Source organism: Rhodanobacter thiooxydans (genome assembly GCF_021545845.1).
In the GTDB taxonomy this organism is placed as follows: Bacteria; Pseudomonadota; Gammaproteobacteria; order Xanthomonadales; family Rhodanobacteraceae; genus Rhodanobacter.
In genome coordinates, this window is sequence record NZ_CP088923.1 from 2,345,234 (window position 1) to 2,366,114 (window position 20,881).

Annotated in this window: 20 protein-coding genes, 2 pseudogenes and 1 other annotated feature; of the genes and pseudogenes, 5 read left to right on the plus strand and 17 right to left on the minus strand. The window is 64.6% G+C overall.

Translation table 11 applies throughout. The features are described from left to right. The first annotated feature begins 3 nt into the window (after window positions 1-3). The 3 genes and pseudogenes from LRK53_RS10490 to LRK53_RS10500 all read left to right on the plus strand — a co-directional run. Complete coding sequence (locus tag LRK53_RS10490) at window positions 4-1,035, plus strand: CBASS cGAMP-activated phospholipase (RefSeq protein ID WP_015447899.1); 1,032 nt, start codon at window positions 4-6, stop codon at window positions 1,033-1,035. Continuing rightward, window positions 1,032-2,717 carry an EAL domain-containing protein gene (locus LRK53_RS10495; protein ID WP_027493709.1) on the plus strand — a complete coding sequence of 562 codons (1,686 nt, stop codon included), beginning with the start codon at window positions 1,032-1,034 and terminating at the stop codon, window positions 2,715-2,717. The genes LRK53_RS10490 and LRK53_RS10495 overlap by 4 nt, the downstream gene beginning before the upstream one ends. Window positions 2,718-2,914: 197 nt before the next feature. Beyond that, window positions 2,915-3,285: pseudogene (locus LRK53_RS10500) on the plus strand (transposase); the annotation flags it as partial. Then, window positions 3,193-3,308: a sequence feature (AL1L pseudoknot), on the plus strand. (Overlaps the previous pseudogene by 93 nt.) A 167-nt stretch (window positions 3,309-3,475) precedes the next feature. On the opposite strand, the gene LRK53_RS10505 reads toward LRK53_RS10500, so the two are convergent. The 10 genes and pseudogenes from LRK53_RS10505 to LRK53_RS10545 all read right to left on the minus strand — a co-directional run bounded on the left by LRK53_RS10505 (window position 3,476) and on the right by LRK53_RS10545 (window position 12,887). Then, window positions 3,476-4,546: an MBL fold metallo-hydrolase gene (locus tag LRK53_RS10505; RefSeq protein WP_051257633.1), complete on the minus strand. Its 1,071-nt coding sequence runs from the start codon at window positions 4,544-4,546 to the stop codon at window positions 3,476-3,478. Window positions 4,547-4,600: 54 nt separating this feature from the next. Further along, a pseudogene (locus LRK53_RS10510) lies at window positions 4,601-4,778 on the minus strand (electron transfer flavoprotein subunit alpha/FixB family protein); the annotation flags it as partial. Continuing rightward, on the minus strand, window positions 4,733-4,888 hold the full coding sequence (locus LRK53_RS19430) for a tripartite tricarboxylate transporter substrate-binding protein (RefSeq protein ID WP_185754696.1): 156 nt from the start codon (window positions 4,886-4,888) through the stop codon (window positions 4,733-4,735). The pseudogene LRK53_RS10510 and the gene LRK53_RS19430, both read right to left, overlap by 46 nt. 12 nt (window positions 4,889-4,900) lie before the next feature. After that, window positions 4,901-5,005 carry a hypothetical protein gene (locus LRK53_RS19435; protein WP_425504501.1) on the minus strand — a complete coding sequence of 35 codons (105 nt, stop codon included), beginning with the start codon at window positions 5,003-5,005 and terminating at the stop codon, window positions 4,901-4,903. 60 nt (window positions 5,006-5,065) lie between these two features. Further along, on the minus strand, window positions 5,066-5,263 hold the full coding sequence (locus LRK53_RS10520) for a hypothetical protein (protein WP_051257634.1): 198 nt from the start codon (window positions 5,261-5,263) through the stop codon (window positions 5,066-5,068). 25 nt (window positions 5,264-5,288) lie between these two features. Next, window positions 5,289-7,250: an acyl-CoA synthetase gene (locus LRK53_RS10525; protein ID WP_027493713.1), complete on the minus strand. Its 1,962-nt coding sequence runs from the start codon at window positions 7,248-7,250 to the stop codon at window positions 5,289-5,291. A 4-nt stretch (window positions 7,251-7,254) separates the two neighbouring features. After that, window positions 7,255-8,388, minus strand: coding sequence for an acyl-CoA dehydrogenase family protein (locus LRK53_RS10530; RefSeq protein ID WP_027493714.1), 1,134 nt, complete (start codon window positions 8,386-8,388; stop codon window positions 7,255-7,257). Between the two features lies 1 nt (window position 8,389). Continuing rightward, window positions 8,390-9,586, minus strand: coding sequence for an acyl-CoA dehydrogenase family protein (locus LRK53_RS10535; protein ID WP_027493715.1), 1,197 nt, complete (start codon window positions 9,584-9,586; stop codon window positions 8,390-8,392). An 11-nt stretch (window positions 9,587-9,597) separates the two neighbouring features. Next, window positions 9,598-10,779 (minus strand): acetyl-CoA C-acyltransferase, encoded by a 1,182-nt coding sequence (locus LRK53_RS10540; RefSeq protein WP_027493716.1) that lies wholly within the window; start codon window positions 10,777-10,779, stop codon window positions 9,598-9,600. Between the two features lie 2 nt (window positions 10,780-10,781). Then, window positions 10,782-12,887, minus strand: coding sequence for a 3-hydroxyacyl-CoA dehydrogenase NAD-binding domain-containing protein (locus LRK53_RS10545; protein WP_235642055.1), 2,106 nt, complete (start codon window positions 12,885-12,887; stop codon window positions 10,782-10,784). A 106-nt stretch (window positions 12,888-12,993) separates the two neighbouring features. Here LRK53_RS10545 and LRK53_RS10550 point away from each other — a divergent pair, with 106 nt between their 5' ends. Continuing rightward, window positions 12,994-13,914, plus strand: a complete 921-nt coding sequence (locus LRK53_RS10550) for a LysR family transcriptional regulator (RefSeq protein ID WP_037090342.1) — start codon at window positions 12,994-12,996, stop codon at window positions 13,912-13,914. 486 nt (window positions 13,915-14,400) lie between these two features. Next, window positions 14,401-14,541, plus strand: a complete 141-nt coding sequence (locus LRK53_RS10555) for a hypothetical protein (protein WP_185754705.1) — start codon at window positions 14,401-14,403, stop codon at window positions 14,539-14,541. Between the two features lie 8 nt (window positions 14,542-14,549). On the opposite strand, the gene LRK53_RS10560 is transcribed toward LRK53_RS10555, so the two are convergent. The 7 genes from LRK53_RS10560 to LRK53_RS19225 form a co-directional block, all read right to left on the minus strand. Next, a complete protein-coding gene (locus LRK53_RS10560) occupies window positions 14,550-15,683 on the minus strand; it encodes a zinc-dependent alcohol dehydrogenase family protein (RefSeq protein WP_027493717.1) in 1,134 nt (377 codons plus the stop codon). Continuing rightward, the gene (locus tag LRK53_RS10565) at window positions 15,680-16,108 is read right to left on the minus strand and encodes an acyl-CoA thioesterase (protein WP_027493718.1); all 429 of its coding nucleotides are present in this window, start codon (window positions 16,106-16,108) and stop codon (window positions 15,680-15,682) included. The genes LRK53_RS10560 and LRK53_RS10565 overlap by 4 nt, the downstream gene beginning before the upstream one ends. A gap of 22 nt (window positions 16,109-16,130) precedes the next feature. Beyond that, window positions 16,131-16,823, minus strand: a complete 693-nt coding sequence (locus tag LRK53_RS10570; protein ID WP_051257635.1) for a hypothetical protein — start codon at window positions 16,821-16,823, stop codon at window positions 16,131-16,133. A gap of 199 nt (window positions 16,824-17,022) precedes the next feature. Next, entirely contained in the window at window positions 17,023-18,666 is a 1,644-nt protein-coding gene (locus tag LRK53_RS10575; RefSeq protein ID WP_221174229.1) for a long-chain-fatty-acid--CoA ligase, read from the minus strand. Window positions 18,667-18,693: 27 nt separating this feature from the next. Continuing rightward, window positions 18,694-19,512, minus strand: coding sequence for an IclR family transcriptional regulator (locus LRK53_RS10580; protein ID WP_235642056.1), 819 nt, complete (start codon window positions 19,510-19,512; stop codon window positions 18,694-18,696). Window positions 19,513-19,532: 20 nt separating this feature from the next. Continuing rightward, window positions 19,533-19,781, minus strand: coding sequence for an acyl-CoA dehydrogenase family protein (locus tag LRK53_RS19220; protein WP_255324909.1), 249 nt, complete (start codon window positions 19,779-19,781; stop codon window positions 19,533-19,535). A gap of 8 nt (window positions 19,782-19,789) precedes the next feature. Further along, window positions 19,790-20,779 carry an acyl-CoA dehydrogenase family protein gene (locus LRK53_RS19225; RefSeq protein ID WP_275113409.1) on the minus strand — a complete coding sequence of 330 codons (990 nt, stop codon included), beginning with the start codon at window positions 20,777-20,779 and terminating at the stop codon, window positions 19,790-19,792. Between the last annotated feature and the right edge of the window lie 102 nt (window positions 20,780-20,881).

Here is a 20,881-nt window from a genome sequence, read left to right on the forward strand (position 1 = left end):
TCTATGCCATTTACCATTCTTGCCTTGTCGGGTGGCGGCTATCTCGGCCTGCATGAGGCCGTGTTGCTGAGGGAACTGGAGCGTGCCCTGCACAAGCCGATCGGTGAAGCCTTCGACCTGATCTGCGGATCATCGATCGGGGCCGTGGCAGCCATGGCGGTTGCTGCCGGCACGCCGGCACGCGATATCGAAGCGGGGTTTCTCGAACACGGCGCACGAATCTTTCCTGGTTCTCGGTGGCGCGCTATCCGCCCGCTCGCGTACGTGGCCAGCATTCGCTACATGTTTCGCTCTCGCTATCGCGGAGAAACCATAGCGGAGACAGTGAACGCGATCATTGGCGAGAAATTCACCTTGGGCATGGCAAGGACGCGCCTGGTCATACCTGTCATCAATGCGTCTACCGGTCGATTGGAGGTAATCAAGACGTCGCATAGTGCGCGCAATTGGTATTATGCGGACATGCTGATGTCCGAAGTTGCCATGGCGGCGACGGCCGCGCCGACCTACTTTCCGCTGGCCGATCTGCGCGGCCAGCTCTATGTGGATGCGGGGATTTTCGCCAACTCGCCCGGCATGTTCGGCTTGCACGAGGCCACCCATTATTGCCACGTACCAGCGTCGGATATTTACGTGCTGAGTCTGGGCACCAATGTCGCCAACCCTCGCAGGTTAGCACGCGAAAAGCGCAGTTTGGGCGCGCTGGGCTGGATCAAGAACGGACGCTTGTATGCAACGATGGCATCCGCCCAGCGCGAGCTGACGGACAATATCCTTCGACACATTCTCGATGATCGCTACCTTCGGATCGAAGGCACGCCGGATACGGCGGGCGATAGCTTGCTGCAATTTGACAATGCCTCGCTTGCCGCTTCCAAGCGACTCACAGAGCTGGCCGAGCGGGCTTGGAAAGATGCTTACGTGCGTCCGTCCATCAGGGGCCTAATTCAGATGCTGCGCGAACACGAAGTCGATAGCGCATGGCGGCACCCCATTCTTGGCGCAGCTGAACCAGAAACCGACCTGCCTGCATGAAAAAAGTGGATGGCAAGGCAACCGTGCGATCGGTGCGGCAGGGAGCGCGTGCGGGTCAGTTCGCCCGCAACGATGTTTTGCTGCGCATCAGTGCGATTGCTTGGTCAGCCGATTGTTACCCCGATTTTATCCAACGGGTGGCCGCTACGCTGCTTACCCTCGACGAAATCGTCGGGTGCGCAATCGGTCGACCAGACGCATATGGCCGATTTCATTTTGAAGCGGTGGCCGGCAGTGAAGCCTTTATCGGCTGTTTGCGAGCGGTTGAGCGTGGCGAGCATCCAGATATTCGCGCCGAGGCTCAGCGTCTCGGGGGCAGCATGGCGATGGGTCGTGCTTGGCAAAGCGGAGGAATCCAGCGCACGTTCAACTACGCTACCGATCCGGAGATGACCGTGTGGCGTGGGGTGGCGTTGGGTTTGGGCATTCGATCCAATGCGGCCATTCCCGTGCGTCTGCCTAAGGGCACCACTGAGAGTGTATTGACCCTTTACTCATCAGCCACGGGCGGCTTTTCCACCGCAAGTCAACATACGTTCCTGTTGCACTTGCAAAGCCTGCTGGGCCTCGCTTTGACACGGTTGCTGCCGAAAACTGAGGGCATCCAGGCAGCTCCGTTACTCCTACGTGACCATTGGCGCGCCAAACTAGCAACCGACGATCTGGTGATGCAATACCAGCCCGTAGTCGATCTTCGCATGGGCAAGGTGGTTGAGGTCGAGGCCTTAGCACGCATCCGCGAAGATGACCACCTGATACTGCCCATATGGTTCCTGCCAGCGCTCGGCTCGGACGACCTATTGTTCCTGTATCAACAGGGGCTAACCCAAGCACTTGCCGCGCGCCAACAGTGGGCCACGGATGGGCTTGCGCTGGGCATCGCTGTCAATCTCCCTTCGAGCGCGCTACTTGATCGGCGCTATGTGGACATTACCCGCGAGGTTCTTGAACAACACCCCTGTCCATCCGGGACGTTGGTTCTCGAACTCCTCGAATCGGAGTGGATGGACGAAACTATCGATGCTGAGAGTGGCCTGCTGGCGCTTAAGGCGTTAGGGATCCAATTGGCGGAGGACGATCTTGGCTTAGCCTACAGCTCGCTGAGCCGCTTGCGCCACCTCTCCTTTGATCGCATCAAGATCGATCAGACGCTGGTGGCCCAGATAGCGCGGCAGCCGCTGCGGACGCTGTACTTCATATACCAGCTGACCCGGCTCGGCCACGACCTCGGTGTCAAAGTGGTGGTCGAAGGACTGGAGACAGCGGGTCTGATCGAAGCAGCAACAATTCTTGGCGCTGATCTGGGGCAGGGCTTTGCGCTGGCGCGCCCGATGTCTGGTGCTCACGTAGCAGACTGGTGTGTAAGCTCACGTTTCGCGTGCGATCCCATGGTGCCCCGTACGGCCTTGGGCGCGTTATCAGGGTTCCTGTTGTGGGAAGATCGGCTGGGGATGTTTATGGACGATACCGCAATGATCGCAACACTTGTCCGCACGTCTTGTCGAGTCGATGCCTATCTCCATGCATCGGCTGCAAAGGGCACTCAGTTGGATCGGATCCATCGACTCCTGCATCAGATCGCAATTCGACAGGGCCCTGCCAGTGCGAGCTACACCAAAGCTCGCAATGCGTTCATCGAGTGCCTTGTCGAGGATTGGATCCGGATCGAGGAAAACGGCTGATCACATCGCGCTATCCAACCACTGCGCAGTGCATGGAGGCTTGCTGCTATCTATCCCATGACTTTCCTGGCAGCACTGAAAAGCGCTTTCCAATCTACTGAATCCGCCATCGTTCAGATTGGTCACAGGAATTTTTCTCAGTTGCGTTGAACCGCCCCGGGATTTGAGGAGGCTCCAACTCTTGAGAGAATGGAGCCATGAACAAGTCTAGGAAGTTTTCCCCTGAAGTCCGCGAGCGCGCGGTGCGCATGGTGCAGGAGCACCGCGGAGAGTATCCATCGCTGTGGGCCGCGGTGGAGTCGATAGCGCCGAAGATCGGCTGTGTTCCGCAGACGTTGCTGGGCTGGGTCCAGCGGCACGAGGTCGACACCGGTGTACGCGGCGGCGTGACCACCGCCGAAGCGCAGCGCGTGAAAGAGCTCGAGCGTGAGGTCAAGGAGCTGCGTCGGGCCAACGAGATTCTGAAGCTGGCGAGCGCGTTTTTTGCCCAGGCGGAGCTCGACCGCCGACTCAAGTCCTGAGGGACTTCATCGACGAATATCGGAGCACCTTCGGGGTAGAACCCGTGCGCCTCTGCTTCAGATGGCACTGAGATGTCGATCAGAAGCACCCGTTCGACAACGTAGTCGATGAAGTAAGCGATGTGGTTCTTCACCCCAGAGTCAAGCAGAGCTTCGGTATCCCTCAGGGCTTCAAGCAGGTGCTGATCACCCTCTGCCGTGAAAACGGCGCGGCAATCGCCTCGGGCATAGCGCTGCTCAACAGGACGTATACCAGGCCACCCCATCGGAGCCAATCGCGCGTGTGACTTCTCCCCGGTGCATCAGATAGTTCAGGCACGCGATGCTCTCGCCTGTGGCCATGCTCAGCAGGGCCACATCGCTCTCGCTGATGCCGCGGGCAAACAGTGCGCTGAACACATCGCCCGCGCGCTTGGGCTGCACCAGCGCGCGTCGCAAGCGCTCCAGTGCACGGTCTTGCCCGCGTGCCAACGAGTCAATCCGTGCGTGCAGCCCGCGAAAGCAGTCGTTGTGCGCCGGCAGCACCAGCACGTCGTCAGGCACTTCGCGTTTGAGCTTGTCCAGCGAGGCAAGCCAGTCGCTCATCGGGTCGGCGTCCGGCTCGATAGGGTAAACCGAGACGTTGGACGAGATGCGCGGCAAGACCTGATCGCCGGAGATGAGCAGCTTGAGCTCGGGGCAGTAAAGGCAGGCATGCTCCGGCGAATGTCCGTTGCCGACGACGACGTGCCAGATGTGTGCGCCGATTCGCAGCTCTTCGCCATCGCGCAGGCGGCGATAGCTGTCGGGCAGTGCATGGATATGCCTGCCAAAATTTCCGAAGCGTGCCCGGTAGGTCTCGATCGCCGCGACGCTCCAGCCGGCCCGGCGATAAAAATCGGCACCTTCGGGCGGCGCCTCGCGCCCGGTGTCCGAGATCATCACGCGGCAGGTCAGGTACTCGAGCCGTGTCATCCAAAGTCGCACGCCGAACTTGCGTGTCAACCACCCGGCCATGCCGGCATGGTCGGGGTGCATGTGCGTGACGAAGACCCGGGTCAGCGGGCGATCGTCCGGCGCGTTGGCGAACAGTTCGCGCCAGACCAGCGCGGTCTCGTCGGTGCGCACCCCCGTGTCGACCAGGGCCCAGCCGTCGTTGTCGTCGATGGCCCAGATGTTGATATGGTCCAGCGCATAAGGTAGCGGCATGCGGATCCAGTGCACGCCGGGGGCGACCTCGATGGAGCGTCCACGCGCCGGGGGTGCCTCGAACGGATAGTCCAAGGCCAGCTTGGCGATCACATCACTGTCTGGCAAGCCGTCCACCATTATCAACACCTCTATCGGTAGCCTACGATACCCCGGAACTGAACACGGTCTGGTTCAGAGGGCCTTGACGAGTTCCGGCACCGCGGTGAACAGGGTCTGCCTCGAGCCCGTAGTCGGCGACGGTGAAGATTGGCGCCTCGGGGTCCTTGTTGATCGCGACGATGACCTTGCTGTCCTTCATGCCCGCTAAGTGTAAGTGCTGGATTGAGCCGATGCCCCAGGAGCCGTAGACAGCTTGCCCTTGTTCGCCACCATGTACTTGAACAGTTCAGGCCCGGTGTTGACCGGCACGCCGGGATGTACCAGCAGGACGATCGGCGCGGTGGCGATCTGCGACACCATGACCAGGTCGCGCTACGGGTTGTAGGGCAGATTCTTGAACAAAAACTGGTTGATCAGCAGCGAGGTGCTGAGCGAGACCGTCAGGGTGTGTCCGTCGGGCGGCGCTTTGGCCACCATGTCGGTTCCATGAGCCCCGACCGCCCCAGCCTTGTTGTCGACGATGATGATCTGGCCCAGTCAAGGCCCCATTTTCTCGGCCAGCAACGCGCGCGCCATGCCGGCGGTTCCACCGGCGGGGAAGGGCACGATGAACTGGATCGGCTTGGTGGGCAAGGTCTGCGCCTGGGCGACCAAACCAAAGGGCATGGCGATCGCCGACAACTGCCGACGGACGGTGCGGTGGACGAAGGAGTTCTTTATGGGTGTCTTTCTCACGGTTGGATAACGTACGGGCCGACCTTCAGGCCCAGCGAATTTCTGTCTTGATGGGTAAGCTCGCGAGGCAAAGGCGCAGGTGCTCGAACAGTGCATCTGCTTGTGCACCGAGCTGATCGCGCTCGAGCATAACGCTGATGTCGTGAGGCTGCGTCACCATCACAGGCGGGCGCCGGGTCTGCGCGACGCCGACTCCGTGGCACGCCTGGGCGACCAGACTTGTGACCACGGCCTGCGCGGCCAACAAGCGAAGCTCGGGCTTGTAGATCTTGCCGACGTTGGTCACCGGCATGGTGTCGATGATGGTGGCCGTTTTCGGTCTGGCCGGCGCTTCATCGACCCGCTGCGCGGCGAAGGCCAGCAACTCGGCCTCGCTGACGGACGCGCCGGGCACCAGGGTGACAAAGACCACCGGCAGTTCGCCGGCATAGGCGTCGGGCGCCCCCACCGCGGCGCACATTTGCACCGCCGGGTGGGCCCCGATCGCGTCCTCGATTGCCTTGGGATCGATGTTGTGGCCGCTGCGGATGATCAAGTCCTTGGAGCGGCCCGTCAGGTTGAGCCGGCCCTCGCCATCGAGCCAGCCCAGATCGCCGGTGATGAGCCAGTCGTCGGCGGTGAAGGCGTTGACGTTGTCCTCGGGGTCCAGAAAACCCGAGAACAGGTTGGGTGACTTGAACAACACCATGCCGGTTTCGCCAGCCGGGAGGTCGCGTTCCGTGGCGCCGCCCGTCGCGTCGAGTTCGACGATACGCAGTCGTGCATAGGGCAGCGGAAAGCCGACGCAACTCGCCGGCCCGTGGACCCCCGGCGGCGTGATCGTCGAGATGCCGGCCATCTCGGTCATGCCCAGGCTCTCGTGCACGTGCAGGCCGAACAAACGCTCAAACCGGGTGGCCAGTTCCGGCGGCAGCAGCGCGGCGCCGGAGCGGCAGTAGCGCAGCGACGAGATGTCGGCGCCCGCCAGGGGCACGTTGGCCAGCGCCGCTAGTACCGTCGGAACCGCGGATAGCGTGGTGGCACGGTATTTCTCGACCAGCCGCCAGTAGTTGGCCAGGACTTCACGATTGCGCAGCAGCGACGGGGTCGGGATCACGGTCTCGACTCCGGCCGACAGCGCCGCCAGCGACGAGGGCAGGACACCCGCGACATGGAACAGAGGATAGCCGTTGATGGTGACGTCGGAGGCGCGTTCCCCCCGCAGCTTGACGCTTGCCCAGGCGGTGAAGACCTGGGCGCCGTGACTGTGCCGGGCCAGCTTGGGCGCACCCGTGGTGCCGCCGGTGTGGAAGTAGGCAGCGATGTTGGTCGGTGCGATGTTGCGCTGGCTGACCAGGTGGTCGTCGGGTTCGAGCGCGCGCGCCGCGTTGAAGTCCAAGATGCCGTCAGACAGGACACCTACTGCGCCCGTCAGCTCGTCGTGCGGGGCGACGCGCAGTACGTGGGTCAGCGTAGGGACCAGATCGCGAACGCGCATCGCCTTGGCCCAAATCTCCGATTCCCGATCCGACCCATAGGCAATCAGCACCTTCGCGCCGGCAGTTCGCATCAGCGAGGCGAGCTTCTGGTCACCGAGCAAGGGATTCAGGGGCTGGACAATCGCCGCCGCTTCACCGCCCCAAAGTGCGAGGTGGTACTCGAGGCACCCCGGCAGCAGCACAGCGACGGCGTCGTGGGGCTGCACGCCGAGCGTGTGCAGCAGATTGGCGGTCTGGTGGATTCCTGCCAGCAGGACGGCGTACGACCACCGGATCGGGGCGTCGTCTGGGTCGCCACTGCGCAGAAAGGTCAACGCCGTCTTGTCTGCGAAAGCATTTGCCGAGTTGCGCAAGATCTCGTAAGTGCTGCGCACTGTCAGCGCCTCGGCCAGCGGTACTTGTTCAAGTCGATGCACGTCGTCGATGCTGCACACCGGGAACGATGGGGAGAAAGGTGGGGCAAACGGGGGGGTGCCTGGGTGCGCCGATGTTGCATTGCTGGTGGTCACCGCTTCACCCTCGACCCAAGGCAATGTAGCGCTCGAGGTGATGGTCTTCGTCGCCGAACAGGTGGTCGATCATCACCAGCCGTTTGGCGTAGTGGGCGAGCGGCAATTCCCAAGTCATGCCGATGGCGCCATGCAGTTGGATGATTTCTTCGGCGACCAGTGTGCCGGCGCGGCCGATCGTGAACTTGGCGGCCGATAGCGCGCGCTCGCGCGTCACCCGGTCAGCATCGAGCGCAGCAGCGGCGTTGATCACAGCCGAGCGTGCCTGCTCGATCTCGAGCAGCAGATCGGCCATGCGGTGCTGTAGCGCCTGGAAGCTGCCGATCGGTACACCGAACTGCTTGCGCGTGCGCAGGTGTTCGAGCGTAGCCTCCTTGGCCGCGTCCATCGCGCCTAGGCTTTCGGCGCACAGCGCCAGCAGGCCAGTGCCGACCACCTTCTCGATCGTCGCGAAGGCTGCGCCGGCAACACCGAGCAGCGCGTCGGCGCCGAGCCGCACGCCGTGCAGCGCGACTTCGGCCGCGCGCCCGCCATCGATGGTGGGATAGCCGCGCAGCGACACGCCCACGGCCTTGGCCGGTACCAGGAACAACGACAGGCCCGCCTCGTCGTCGATGGCACCCGCGCTGCGCGCCGACACGACGAAGAGATCGGCGCTTTCGCCTTGCTGGACCACCGCCTTCGCGCCGTTTAGCACCCAGCCATCACCGGCGCGTTCAGCGCGCGTTTGCGCGTGCGTGAGTTCGTAGCGCGCATCGGGCTCGTTGTGTGCGAACGCGGCGATGCAGGTGCCGCCGATGATCTCGGCCAGCAGCACCCGCTGCGCCTCGCTGCCCGCCGTAGCGATCGCGCCGCCGGCGAGCACCGCGCTGCCGAGGAAGGGCTCGACGACGAGTCTGCGGCCGAGCGCCTCGAAGACCACGGCGATGTCGAAGCCCGCGCCGCCGAAGCCGCCGTTGGCCTCGGTGAACAGCGCGCCGATCACGCCCAGGTCGGCGAACTGTCGCCACATCTCGGGGCTGTAGCCCTGCGCAGAGCGAGCGATCCTGTCGCGTGTTTCGAAGCCGTACTGCTCCTTGACGAAGCGGCCGAGCGAATCCTCCAGCATACGGCGGTCTTCGGTGTGTTCGAAGTTCATGTCACAACCCCAGGATCATCTTGGAAATGATGTTTCGCTGAATCTCGTTGGAGCCGCCGAAAATCGACAGCTTGCGGTTGTTGAAGTACTGCGACGCCGCGCTCGCCGCATCGGCCGGCCCGACTGGCTCGCCGGCGAAGCCTTCTTCGAGTGCCTCGGCCACGAAGGGCTGCGCATACGGGCCCATCGCGCGCCGCGTCAGCGACGACAGCTCCTGCCGGATCTCGGTGCCGCGAATCTTCAGCATCGAGCTCTCGGCGCCGGGCACGCCGCCGCCGGCCACGGCTGCGATGACGCGCAGGTTGGTTGTCTTCATGTTATCGAGCTCGATCTCGACCCTCGCCAGACGCGCTGCGAAGAACGGGTCATCGGCGAGCGGGCAGCCATTCTTCTTCTGCGTGGCGGCGATGCGCTTCAAGCGCTCCAACGCAGCGACCGAGAGGCCGACGCCGGCGATATTGGTGCGCTCGTAGGTCAGCAGGTACTTGGCGTAGGTCCAGCCGCTGTTCTCCTCGCCGACCAGATTCTCGACCGGCACGCGCACGTCGTTGAAGAATACCTCGTTGACCTCATGCTCACCGTCGAGCGTGATGATCGGCCGCACCTCGACGCCGGTCGTCGTCATGTCGATCAACAAGAAGCTGATGCCCTCCTGCTTCTTGCTGCCTTTGGACGTGCGAACGAGACAGAAGATCATGTTCGCGTGCTGGCCGAGCGTGGTCCAGGCCTTCTGGCCGTTGACGATATAGTGGTCACCATCGCGGACAGCGGTCGTCTTGACCGAGGCCAGGTCCGAACCCGCGCCGGGTTCCGAATAGCCCTGGCACCACCAGTCCGAACCGTCGAGGATGCGCGGCAACCAGCGGCGCTTCTGCGCCTCGTTGCCGTACTTGATCAATACCGGCCCCAGCATGTTGACGCCGAACGGCACGATGCGCGGTGCGCCCGCCAGGCTGCACTCGTGCTCGAAGATAAACTTCTCGACCGCGCTCCAGCCCGGACCGCCGTGTTCCTCGGGCCAGTGGTTGGCCAGCCACCCGCGCGCGTTGAGGATGGCATGCCACTGCTGCATGTCGGCCTTGGTCAGGCGCTTGCCGGTTGCCACCATGTCGGCCAGGCGCGCCGGCAGTTCGGTAGCGAGAAAGGCCCTCACCGCGGATCGGAACGCCCCTTCTTCGGTAGTGAATGTCAGGTCCATTGGGGCCTCGCTCAGTAGATCTCGAATAGGCCGGCGGCACCCATGCCGCCAGCAATGCACATCGTCACGACCGCGTACTTCGCGCCCCGCCGCTTGCCCTCGATCAGCACGTGGCCGGCCTGGCGCGCGCCGGTCATGCCGAAAGGGTGGCCGATGGAAATGGCGCCACCATTGACGTTGAGCCGCTCGGCGGGGATGCCCAGCCGCTGCTGGCAATAGATGGCCTGCGAGGCGAAGGCCTCGTTGAGTTCCCACAGGTCGATGTCATCGACCTTCAGGCCGTGGCACGCCAGCAATTTGGGCACGGCGAACACCGGACCGACGCCCATCTCGTCGGGCTCGCAGCCGACGATCGCGAGGCCTCGGAACGCGCCGAGCGGCGTGACGCCGGCACGGGCGGCCTCCTTGGCTTCCATCATCACGCAGGCCGACGCACCGTCTGACAGTTGCGACGCGTTGCCGGCGGTGATGAACTTGTCGGGGCCGTTGACCGGTTTGAGCTTCGCGAGCGATTCGTAGGTCGTGCCGCGCCGGTTGCAGGTGTCGGCATCGACCGTGACCTCGCGCTTGGAGACCATGCCGGTCTCCTTGTCCTTGACTGCCATTGTGGTGGTGACGGGGACGATCTCGTCACGGTAGCGGCCGGCGAGCTGCGCCGCCTCGGTCTTGCGCTGGCTCTCGACGGAGAACTGGTCCTGCGCCTCACGGCCGATGCCGTAGCGCTCGGCCACGATGTCGGCCGTTTCTATCATCGATAGGTACAGCGCCGGCTTGTGCTCGGCGATCCAGGGGTCGATGCCGCTGTCGCCGTCTTCGCGCGTGCGGAGGTGTGAGATGCTCTCGACACCGCCGGCGATCATGGCGAGCGCGCCGTCGACGACGATGCGTCCGGCGGCAAAGGCGATCGCCTGCAGGCTCGACGCGCAGAAGCGGTTGACCGTCGTGCCGCCGATCGCGATCGGCAGCCCGGCGCGGATGATGGTCTGGCGCGCGACGTTGCGGCCGGTCGTGCCCTCGGGATAGCCGCAGCCGAGGATCATGTCCTCGATCAGCGCGGGGTCGATGCGTGCTCGATCGATCGCGGCTCGCACCGCGAACGAGGCCAGCGTCGGCCCCGGCGTGATGTTGAATTCGCCGCGGTGCGCCTTGGTCAGCGGCGTGCGGGCGGTGGAGACGATGACGGCTTCGCGCATGATCAGGCTTTCGTGTTGAGGCTGTCGAAATTGGCGCCGCGCTCGACCAGGTCGACGAGCAGCGGCGACGGCCGCCAGAACAGCGGGTCTTGCTTTGCGAACTCGCGGATGTCGGACAGCACCTGGGGCAGTCCCACCATGTCGGCGTACTTCATCGGGCCGCCGCGATGGCGCGGAAAACCGTAGCCCGACAGGAAGACCACGTCGACGTCGAGCGGGCGCTGCGCAATGCGCTCGTGCACGACATTGGCGCCCTCATTGACCATCGCGGCCATGTAGCGGCGCACGATCTCGTCGTCGTCGAACGGGCGCGGCGCGATGCCGGCGCGCCGGCGCTCGGCGTCAACGATGGCCAGCACCTCGGGATCCTCGCTGCCGCTGCGCGCGCCCTCGGCATAGCGGTACCAGCCACGCCCGGTCTTCTGGCCGAACCAGCCGTGCTCGCAAAGCCGGTCGGCGATCTGCACGTAACGTGCGCGCGGGTCGCGCGCGGCGGCGCGGCGCTGGCGGGTGGCCCAGCCGATGTCGCCGCCGGCCAGGTCGGAGACCTGAAATGGCCCCATCGGGTAGCCGAAGTCGCGGACTGCCCGGTCGATCTGATACGGCGACGCGCCGTCTTCCATCATGTGGTCGGTTGCGAGGCGATAGACCGCCAGGATACGGTTGCCGATGAAGCCGTCGCATATGCCGGCGCGCACCGCCACCTTGTGCAGACGCTTGGCGAGTTCGAAGCCGGTGGCGACGACATCGGCGCCGACCCCGGCTGGCACCACGATTTCCAGCAGCTTCATGATGTTCGCGGGCGAGAAGAAGTGCAGGCCCAGCACGTCTTGCGGCCTCGACGTGGCGGCCGCGATCTGCTCGATGTCGAGGTAAGAGGTGTTGCTGGCCAGCACCGCCCCGGGCTTGCAGACGCGGTCGAGCTCGGCGAACACCGCCTTCTTCACCGCCATGTCTTCGAACACCGCTTCGACCACGATGTCCACCTGGCTCAGCGCGTCGTAGGCGGTCGCACCGGCCAATCGCGCCATCAGCGCGCGGCGAGCGTCGGCGCTCATGCGGCCCTTGGCCACCAGCGCGTCATAGACCTTCTGCACGTTGGCGCGGCCGCGCGCCAGGCTTTCGGCGTCGCGCTCGACCATCGTCACCGGCAGGCCGGCGTCGAGCATCGCCACCGCGATGCCGGCGCCCATCGTGCCGCCGCCGACTACGCCCGCCGAACTCAGGGCGCGTGGCGTCGCAGCTTGCGTCCGCGGCACCTTGGCCACTTCGCGCTCGGCGAAGAACGCATGGATAAGCCCTTGGCGCTGCGGGCTGTCGACGCATTGCAGGAAGAGCTCGCGCTCCAAGCGCAGACCCTCGTCGAAGGGCCGTTCCAGCGCGGCCTCGACGGCGTCGATGATCTTCGCCGGCGAGAACAGGCCTCGTGATTTTCTGACGCTGTCGGCACGCGCTGCACCGATCGCGACACGCTGGTTCGCCGGGTCGGCCGGCGCGCAGCTGGCGTCGCGCGTGCGCCGCACGGGTGCGGCCGATGCCACGAGCTCCAGCGCGTAGGCCAAGCCCTCGGCCAGCGCGCCGCTGCCGCCACCAATGCGGTCGATCAGGCCGAGCCCGAGTGCCTCGTCGGCGCCGATGGCGCGGCCGCTCAGCATCAGATCCAGCGCGGCCGGCGTGCCGATCAGGCGCGGCGCGCGCTGCGTGCCACCGGCACCGGGCAGCAGGCCGAGTTGCACTTCGGGCATGCCCAACCTGGCACCTGCGATTGCGAGCCGGTAGTGGGCCGCGAGCGCGAGCTCCAGCCCGCCGCCGAGCGCAGTGCCGTGGATCGCGGCGACGACAGGCTTTGCGCAGGCTTCGATGCGGTTGCAGACCTCGGGCAGCGGCGGCGATTGCGGCGGCTGGCCGAATTCGTGGATGTCGGCGCCGGCACTGAAGCCGCGGCCGGCGCCGACGATCAGCAGTGCGGCGACCTCGCTATCGCCTTCGGCTGCCTCGACCGCCTCGACCAAGGCGCGCCGCACTGCGGATGCGAGCGCATTGACCGGCGGGTTGTCGATCGTGGCCACCAGCACCTTGCCGTGGCGTTCGATGAGTATGACGGCCACGTGGTGTCTCTCCGACTGTAAGTTGGCGAGCACCTTATCGCGTCGCAATATGTTTGACAATATTCGCGATGATTGACAGACTGTTCAATATTATTGGACACATGGCATGAACCTCTCCTCACTGACCCTGCTCGTCGAAATCCTCGATGCCGGCAATCTGAGTGAGGCGGCGCGCACGCTCAAGATGAGCCGGGCCAACGTCAGCTACCACCTGAACCAGCTCGAGCGTTCGGTCGGCATGCAGCTCGTGCGGCGCACGACCCGGCGCGTGGAGCCGACCGAGATCGGTCTGCGCCTGTACCAGCACGGCCGCAGCATCCAGAACGAATTGCTCGCGGCGCGCGAATCGGTGTCGGCGTTGGGCCACACGCTCTCGGGCCGGATCCGACTGAGTGTGCCCAGCGGCTATGGCCAGATGGTGATGAGCGACTGGCTGATCGACTTCAAGCGACTGTACCCCGGCATCGTGCTCGAGGTACGGTTCGAGAACCGCGTCGATGACCTGTTGCGCGACGAGGTCGACATCGCGATCCGTGTCATGGCCGAACCGCCGCAGACGCTGGTGGCGCGCGAACTCGGGCGCGTGCGCTACTTGGCCTGCGCGTCGCGCGCGTATGCCGAGTCGTCGGGGTTGCCGGTCGAGATCGAGCAGTTGCGCAGCGTGCCCTTGATCACTTCGGGCGTGATCGGCCGCCAACTGCGCATGTCGGCCTACCTCGGCGATGAACGGCAGGAGGTGACACTCGAGCCGACGCTGATCTCGGAGCACTTTCCGTTTCTCCGCCAGGCGATCCTGGCCGGCTTGGGTGTCGGGCTGGTGCCCGACTACGTGGTGCGCGACAGCGTGCTGTCCGGCGACGTGGTGACCACGCTGGACCGCTGGCGTCTGAGCATCTTTGGTACCCAGATGTTCATGCTCTACATGCCAAATCGGTACCAGACGCTGGCGGCGAGCACCTTCATCGAATTCACGCTGGCCCGCGCACGCGCTCAGCCGGGCGACGCGCAAGCGCCAGACCTCGACTGACCTTGTGGACTGAAGTCCATAGTCCGTACGTTTTAGCGCCCCATAGTTTGTGTCTTTGATGACCCCAAGACACAGACTTTGCGTGCAAGTCTGTGCACATCCTTTCGGATCAACACTTTACCTGTCGGATGAAGGAACGAATGTCATCCGTCTTAGCGGCATAGTGTGTGCAGCCATCCAGCTCCGTCGATTGCAAAGCGCCAGCCACCTGCCCATCTTCGCCACAGCAACTGACCAGCTTCGCCAGTGATGCTGAATTGTTGTGTGGTGCGCATGTGCTGACCCTCAACCCGAAGCGTAGGATTCAATCCCACGTCATGGCGCGTAAACCGCAAGGTCTTTGCACCGATTTCCCAAAGAAAACGGCACTTAGGATTGAGATTGCCAGCTATTGGGCGAATCCCTGCCGACCCTCATGGCGTAGGCGCGGTGTGCTGGGCAGTTCGCTGAGCGGCCTGATCATCGATCACTGGTTCACCGAGGCCGATGGCAGCAAGGACTCGCACGGCATTCTGGACCACCTTCGCGCTGTACTCGCTGGTGGTGGCGTTGCTGTTTGCGATCTTCTTCAAACACAAGCATATGCGTGGCGCCGCGCTGCCGGTGGGTGGCTCGCTGCACGGCTGAGCGCCTGTTCAGTCGGCGAACATCACCACCTGACGGATCGCCTCGCCCAGCCGCAGGCGATCGAAACCCTGGTTGATCTCATCCAGTGTCAGCCGATGCGAGAGCAGACGGTCGACCGGCAACTTGCCGTGGCGATACAGCGCCACGTAACGCGGGATGTCACGGCGGGGAATCGCCGAGCCCATGTAGGAGCCCTTCACCGTACGCTCCTCCGCCACCAGGCTCACCGCGGGCACGCTGAACATGCGTCCGGGCGCAGGCAGGCCCACGGTCACGGTGGTGCCGCCGCGGCGGGTGGCGGCGTAGGCCTGCGCCAGCACCTCCTCGTTGCCGACCGATTCGATCGCGTGCTGCACGCCGCCGCGGGTGAGTTCGCGGATCGCGGCGACGGCGTCCGGATCTTTGGCGTTGATCGCGAAGTCGGCGCCGAGCTCGCGCGCCAGCACCAGCTTTTCCTCGACCACGTCGACCGCGATCAGCGGATAGGCCGACGCCGCCCGCGCGCCAAGCAACGCCGCCAGTCCGACGCCGCCGAGGCCGAACACCGCCACGCTCTCGCCCGGTGCCACCCGCGCGGTGTTGAACACCGCGCCCACGCCGGTCATCACCGCGCAACCGAACAGCGCGGCGATGTCTGGCGGCAGCTCGCGGTCGATGCGCACGGCCGAGCGCGCCGAGGTCACCGTGTACTCGGCAAATCCCGAAACGCCCAGATGATGCAGCAGCGGTTTGTGCGCGGCGTCGTGCCAACGCCGTCCGCCACCGAGCAGGCTGCCGTCCGCGTTCGCCTGCGCACCCGGCTCGCACAACGCCGGGCGTCCCACCGAACACGGCTCGCAGTGGCCGCACACTGGCACGAACGAGAACACCACGCGATCGCCCACTGCGAAGTCGGTCACACCCTGGCCCAGCGTCACCACGTCGCCGGCGGCCTCGTGGCCCAACACTATTGGCAACGGCCGCGGGCGCGAGCCGTCGATCACCGACAGATCCGAATGACACAGGCCGGCAGCCAGCACGCGCACGCAGATCTCGCCTGGTCCCGGCGGCGCCAGCTCCACCGTCTCGATACCCAGCGGGCGCGACTGCGCATACGGCGTGGCGCAGCCCATTTCGCGCAGGACCGCCGCACGCACCTTCATGGCAGATCCACCTTCAGCGTCTCCAGCGCGGCGCGCATCGTCGCGGGCAGCTGCACCGGACGGCGTTCGGCGCGATCGACGAAGACATGTACGAACCAGCCTTCGGCCGCCGGCACGTCGCGCCCCTGGCGAAACAGGCCGATGCCATAGCGCACGCTGGAGTTGCCCAGGTGTTCCACGCGCAGGCCGGCCTCGATGGTTTCCGGGAACGCGATCTCGCCGAGGAAGCGGCAATGCGATTCCGCGCACACGCCGATCAGCGTGCCATGCTGGATGTCCAACCCGGCTTGCGTGATCAGCCAGGTATTGATGACCGTGTCGAAGTAGCTGTAGTACTCGACGTTGTTGACGTGGCCGTAGATGTCGTTGTCCTTCCAGCGCGTGGCCAGCGGCAGGAAGTGGCGGTAGTTGTCGCGCGCGTTCATGGGTGGCTCCGGTACATGCGGATCAGGCCTCCGTTTCGGCCAGCGGGGCGATCGCCGGTGCCTGCTGCTGCTCGCGGCCGACCAGCAGCAGGCAGGCCAGCGCCGCCGGCAATGCCAGGCCGCGATGACCAGCGCGCAGCTTCTGCAGCGGCAGCGAAAACACGCACACCAGGCACATGGCGCAGGCCACTGCAGTCGAGATGGGCTGCTGCAGCAGAAACCGATTGGCTTCGTCGAAGAACACCTGCTCGAACGCGGCGATCGCCGCGCCGAAGATGATCGCTGCCTTGAGCGTGGCTGGAAGCCACTGCATCAGGCGCCTGCCCAGGCCGCTCACGCCCAGCACGAAGACCAGCGTCGCGAAGGCGCTCGACAAGGCAGTCATCGCCTGGAAGCGCTCGACCGGCCCGGCGTAATGACTGAACACGAAGGCCATCACCAGCAGCAGCGCAGCCGTGTTCCAGTCCGGTGCATACGGCTCGCCGAACACGTACAGCGCCGACACCAGCACGAAGCTTTGCAGCATGGTGCAGGCCACCGCCTGCTCGAAGCTCAGCCCGAAATAGCCGGTCAGGATCGGCGCCACCGCCAGCCCGGTGGCGGTAGCCACCAGCAGGCCCTGCAGGAACTCCGGCCACTGCAGGTGCGTGTGATAGAGCGGTAGGCGTAACGTGAAGGGACCCCAGTCCCAGCCGCGGCGTTGCGTCGATGCCATCGTCGATCTCTCCGTCAGGTGGGTCCTGCGTAAGGCGGAACTCAGCGGCTGTGAAATAGCCAGGCCGCCGTAGCGAGAGCGTCGCCAGTTGCCCGTGCCGGCGGCGGTCGCAGTAGGGAACCTCGAAAAAACCCCAATGACGAGCAAAAGGGCGGTTATTCGAGGTTCCCAGTAGGCGGGCAATTTTTTTCTCAGTCTCTCAAGCGGTCGCGGTGCGCTCGTGCTCCTGGAGCGCGCGCCACATCACCTTGCCGGTGCCGGACTTCGGCAGTTGCTGCACAAACTCGATCGCATGCGGCGCCTTGTACGCGGCCATGTGCTCGCGTGCCCAGGTGATCAACGCGGTTGCGTCCATCTGCTGGCCGGGGCGCAGCACCACGAACGCCTTCACGCTCTCGCCGCGGTGCGCGTCGCAGTAGCCAATCACGCAGGCTTCCAGCACCGCCGGATGGCCGTACAGGATTGTCTCCACCTCGGCCGGCCACACCTTGTAGCCGGACGCGTTGATCATCCGTTTGAGCCGGTCAACCATGAAGAAATAGCCGTCCTCATCCACCCGCGCCAGATCGCCAGTGCGGAAATAGCGCACGCCGTCGACTTCGACGAAGGCGTCCGCGGTGGCCTCGGGCTTGCCCCAGTAGCCCTGGAATACCTGAGGCCCGTTGACCAGCACTTCGCCGACCTCGCCCGCTGGCAACGGCGCGAGGGTCAGCGGATCGACAACGATCGCGCGGGTGTTGCTGATCGGCAGGCCGAGGCACTGCGGCTTTGGCCGGTGCACCGGATTGGTATGCGTGGGCGCCATCGTCTCGGACAAGCCATAGCCTTCCACATAGGGAATGCCCCAGAACGCGTGGATCTTTTCCGCCACCGCTTTCGGCATCGCCGCGCCGCCACCGGTCAGCAGGTTCAGCGAGGCCAGCTTGTCCGGATCGAGATCGGGCTGGTTGAGGAAATCGATCAGCATGGTCGGGATCGCGGTCCATGCGGTGACGCCATGGCGTTCGATCAGCATCGCGGCGCAGCGTTTGTCCCAGCGTGTCATCACCACCATCGTGGCGCCCAGCCACACCGGCGTGTTAACCCCGGTCTGCAGGCCGGTGACGTGGAACATCGGCAGACATACCAGCACCACACCGTCCTTTGCCATGCGGCACCATTCGGCGCCGCCGACCGCGTTTTGCATCACGTTGCGATGCGTGTGCACGCAGCCCTTCGGCTCGCCGGTGGTGCCTGAGGTATACGGGATGATCGCCATGTCGTCGGCGCCGGCCGTGTGTGCCGTTGGCACCAGCCGTGCAACCAGTGCCTCCCGCCAGGGCGTCGCGCCGGGAACCGCGATCCGCGCCGTGCTCACGCACTCGGGCAGAGGCAGGTCGGTCGGCGTGTCGAGGTAATCGGCATAGGTGACGGCGAGCAAATGCTGCAGACCGCCATCGCCCAGCAGCGGCACGACCGTCGACGCCAGCGCCTGGTCGAAGATCGCCAGCTTTGCGCCACTGTCGGCGACGATGTGGCGCACCTCGTCCCGCAGGTTCATCGGATTGATCGGCACCACCACTGCGTCCGCACGCAGCACGGCGTGATACGCAATCACGAACTGCGGGCTGTTCTGCAGATACAGCGCCACGCGGTCGCCCTTGCCCACGCCATGCGCCTGCAACCAGCCGGCCAGCACGTCGACCTGTCGCTTCAGCTCGGCATAGCTCAACGTGCTGTCGTAATAGACGATCGCCGGATGCTGCGGATAGCGCGTGGCCGCCACTTCCAGGTTGTAGTACAGCGATGTCTCGGGCAGCAGCAGGCGCTGCGGCAGGCCAGGCGGCCAGTGGTCAAGGTTCACGGCAACGATTCTCCTCGGATGTTGAACTCAAAAGCGGCCTTCGGTGGCCTCGTAGACGGTGTTGCGCAGCGCTACCAGCTTCGGGCCGAAGTCCTGAATCAGCTTTTCGCGCGTCATGATGGATATCCGCCCGTTGCAGTTGAACGCCAGCACGCGGGTGCGGTCGGCCGAGAGCATCGGTACGCCGATTGCATAGACGTCCGGATTCCAGTCGCCCAGCGAGAAGCAGAAACCGTAGCTCTCGTATTCCTGCCGCGCGCCCACGATGCTGGCACGAATCTTCGGCCACGCCGCCGGCTCGCACTCGCGTTCGAGTTCGGCCAACCGCTCATCGAACACCTCCAGCGGCCGCGCGGCCAGGACGGCCCGGCCCAGCGCGGTGGAACCATGCGGCACACGCTCACCGGTCTCCAGTTTCATCTGGAACGTGGGATCGCCCTGCGCTACTTCTATCACCACCATGCGCAAGCCGTCGGCGGCACCCAGCATCACGGCCGATTGGGTGTACTTCGCCAGTTCCTGCATCAGCGGGCGGGCGATCGACAACAGGTCGTTGCCTTTCAAGAACGCACGGCCCAGCACCAGCACGCCCGTGCCCAACGCGTAATTTTCCTGTTCCGGCGAATACCTCAGGTAGCCGAGCGAGGACAGCGTGAACGCGAATCGCGACACGGTCGGCTTGGGCAGGCCGGTACGTTTGGCGATCTCCTGATTGCCCAGGTAATGCTCGCCGTGCTCGAAGCAGCGCAGGATCGCGAACGCTCGTGCCACCGCGCTGACGAATTGTGGATGCTCGGCATCGACGGCCTTGCTGAAGGCATCGTTGCTGCGCCTTGGATTACCCATGTGTGCTTGCCTTGTTCACTTCAGGTGGCGGCTGGCTGCAACGCATAGCGCGCCAGCTCGAGTTTCGCGATGGTGGCACGATGCACCTCGTCTGGCCCGTCGGCAAGCCTCAACGTGCGAATACGGGAATACATGGCTGCGAGCGGAAAATCATCGCAGACCCCGGCGCCGCCGTGGTCCTGGATGGCCCAGTCTATGATCTGGCAGGCCATTGTGGGTGTCGCCACCTTGATCATCGCAATCTCGGCGCGCGCCATCTTGTTGCCCACTGTGCCCATTATGTACGCGGCCTTCCGCGGCCTTCAGGGTCAGCAGCCGTGCCTACTCGATCAGGCAACGCGATTCGGCGATCCGCTCGTGCCACACGCTGTGATCGCTGATCGGCTTGCCGAACGCCACCCGCGACTGCACGCGCCGGCACAGCAGTTCCAGCGCGCGCTCGGCCAGGCCGAGGATGCGCATGCAATGGCGGATGCGGCCGGGTCCGAGTCGACATCTGTGCGATCTCGAAGCCGCGACCGGCGCCCAGCAGCAGGTTTTCCACTGGCACCCGCTCGCCGAGCAGGCGGATATCCATGTGTCCGTGCAGAGCGCCGTCGTAGCCGAATACCTGCACCGCGCGTAGCACCTCGATACCGGGTGTGCTGGCCGGTACTAGCACCATGGACTGCTGCTTGCCCGGCTTCGCGGCGGGATCGGTACGGCCCATCACGATGTACAGCGCACAGCGCGGATCGCCGGCGCCGGAGGAAAACCACTTGTCTCCGTCGATCACGTACTCGTCGCCGTAGCGACGGATCGAGCAGCGGATGTTGCTAGCATCGGACGAAGTCACGTTCGGCTCGGTCATCAGGAACGCCGAGCGGATCTCGCCGGCCAGTAGCGGATCCAGCCGGCGCAGCTGCTGCTCCGGCGTGGTGAAGCGCTCGAGGATTTCCATGTTGCCGGTGTCCGGCGCCGAGCAGTTGAACACCTGGGCCGCCCACGGCACCCGCCCCATGATCTCGCACAGCGGTGCGTATTCCCGGTTGGACAAACCCTGCGGCGCACGCTCCGAGTACGGCAGGAACGGATTCCAGAAACCCCGCCGCTGTGCCTCGGGCTTCAGCGCCTCAATCACCTGGCTGGTTTGCCAGGGGTTACCGGCGCGCCGGTGCTCCTCGATCTCGTGCTGGTAACGCGCCTCGGCGGGATAGATCAAGTCCTCGAAGAAACGCCGAGAGTCGGCACGTAAGGCCTCGACTTTGGGGCTGTGGGAGAAATCCATAAGGCGTTTCCGAAGATGATCAGGATGCAGTTTTGTTCCGCATAAATGAAACCTCATTTCATTATACATGGATATATTAGTCCGCTAGCTAAAGCCTGCGCA

What these genes read in the sequence shown, in the direction of transcription:
- LRK53_RS10490 (WP_015447899.1), top strand. Translation starts at nt 4, where the DNA reads ATGCCATTTACCATTCTTGCCTTGTCGGGTGGCGGCTATCTCGGCCTG.
- LRK53_RS10495 (WP_027493709.1), top strand. Translation starts at nt 1,032, where the DNA reads ATGAAAAAAGTGGATGGCAAGGCAACCGTGCGATCGGTGCGGCAGGGA.
- LRK53_RS10505 (WP_051257633.1), bottom strand. Translation starts at nt 4,546, where the DNA reads ATGGTGGACGGCTTGCCAGACAGTGATGTGATCGCCAAGCTGGCCTTG.
- LRK53_RS19430 (WP_185754696.1), bottom strand. Translation starts at nt 4,888, where the DNA reads ATGGTGTCGCAGATCGCCACCGCGCCGATCGTCCTGCTGGTACATCCC.
- LRK53_RS19435 (WP_425504501.1), bottom strand. Translation starts at nt 5,005, where the DNA reads ATGGTGGCCAAAGCGCCGCCCGACGGACACACCCTGACGGTCTCGCTC.
- LRK53_RS10530 (WP_027493714.1), bottom strand. Translation starts at nt 8,388, where the DNA reads ATGAACTTCGAACACACCGAAGACCGCCGTATGCTGGAGGATTCGCTC.
- LRK53_RS10535 (WP_027493715.1), bottom strand. Translation starts at nt 9,586, where the DNA reads ATGGACCTGACATTCACTACCGAAGAAGGGGCGTTCCGATCCGCGGTG.
- LRK53_RS10540 (WP_027493716.1), bottom strand. Translation starts at nt 10,779, where the DNA reads ATGCGCGAAGCCGTCATCGTCTCCACCGCCCGCACGCCGCTGACCAAG.
- LRK53_RS10550 (WP_037090342.1), top strand. Translation starts at nt 12,994, where the DNA reads ATGAACCTCTCCTCACTGACCCTGCTCGTCGAAATCCTCGATGCCGGC.
- LRK53_RS10555 (WP_185754705.1), top strand. Translation starts at nt 14,401, where the DNA reads ATGGCAGCAAGGACTCGCACGGCATTCTGGACCACCTTCGCGCTGTAC.
- LRK53_RS10560 (WP_027493717.1), bottom strand. Translation starts at nt 15,683, where the DNA reads ATGAAGGTGCGTGCGGCGGTCCTGCGCGAAATGGGCTGCGCCACGCCG.
- LRK53_RS10565 (WP_027493718.1), bottom strand. Translation starts at nt 16,108, where the DNA reads ATGAACGCGCGCGACAACTACCGCCACTTCCTGCCGCTGGCCACGCGC.
- LRK53_RS10570 (WP_051257635.1), bottom strand. Translation starts at nt 16,823, where the DNA reads ATGGCATCGACGCAACGCCGCGGCTGGGACTGGGGTCCCTTCACGTTA.
- LRK53_RS10580 (WP_235642056.1), bottom strand. Translation starts at nt 19,512, where the DNA reads ATGGGTAATCCAAGGCGCAGCAACGATGCCTTCAGCAAGGCCGTCGAT.
- LRK53_RS19225 (WP_275113409.1), bottom strand. Translation starts at nt 20,779, where the DNA reads ATGGATTTCTCCCACAGCCCCAAAGTCGAGGCCTTACGTGCCGACTCT.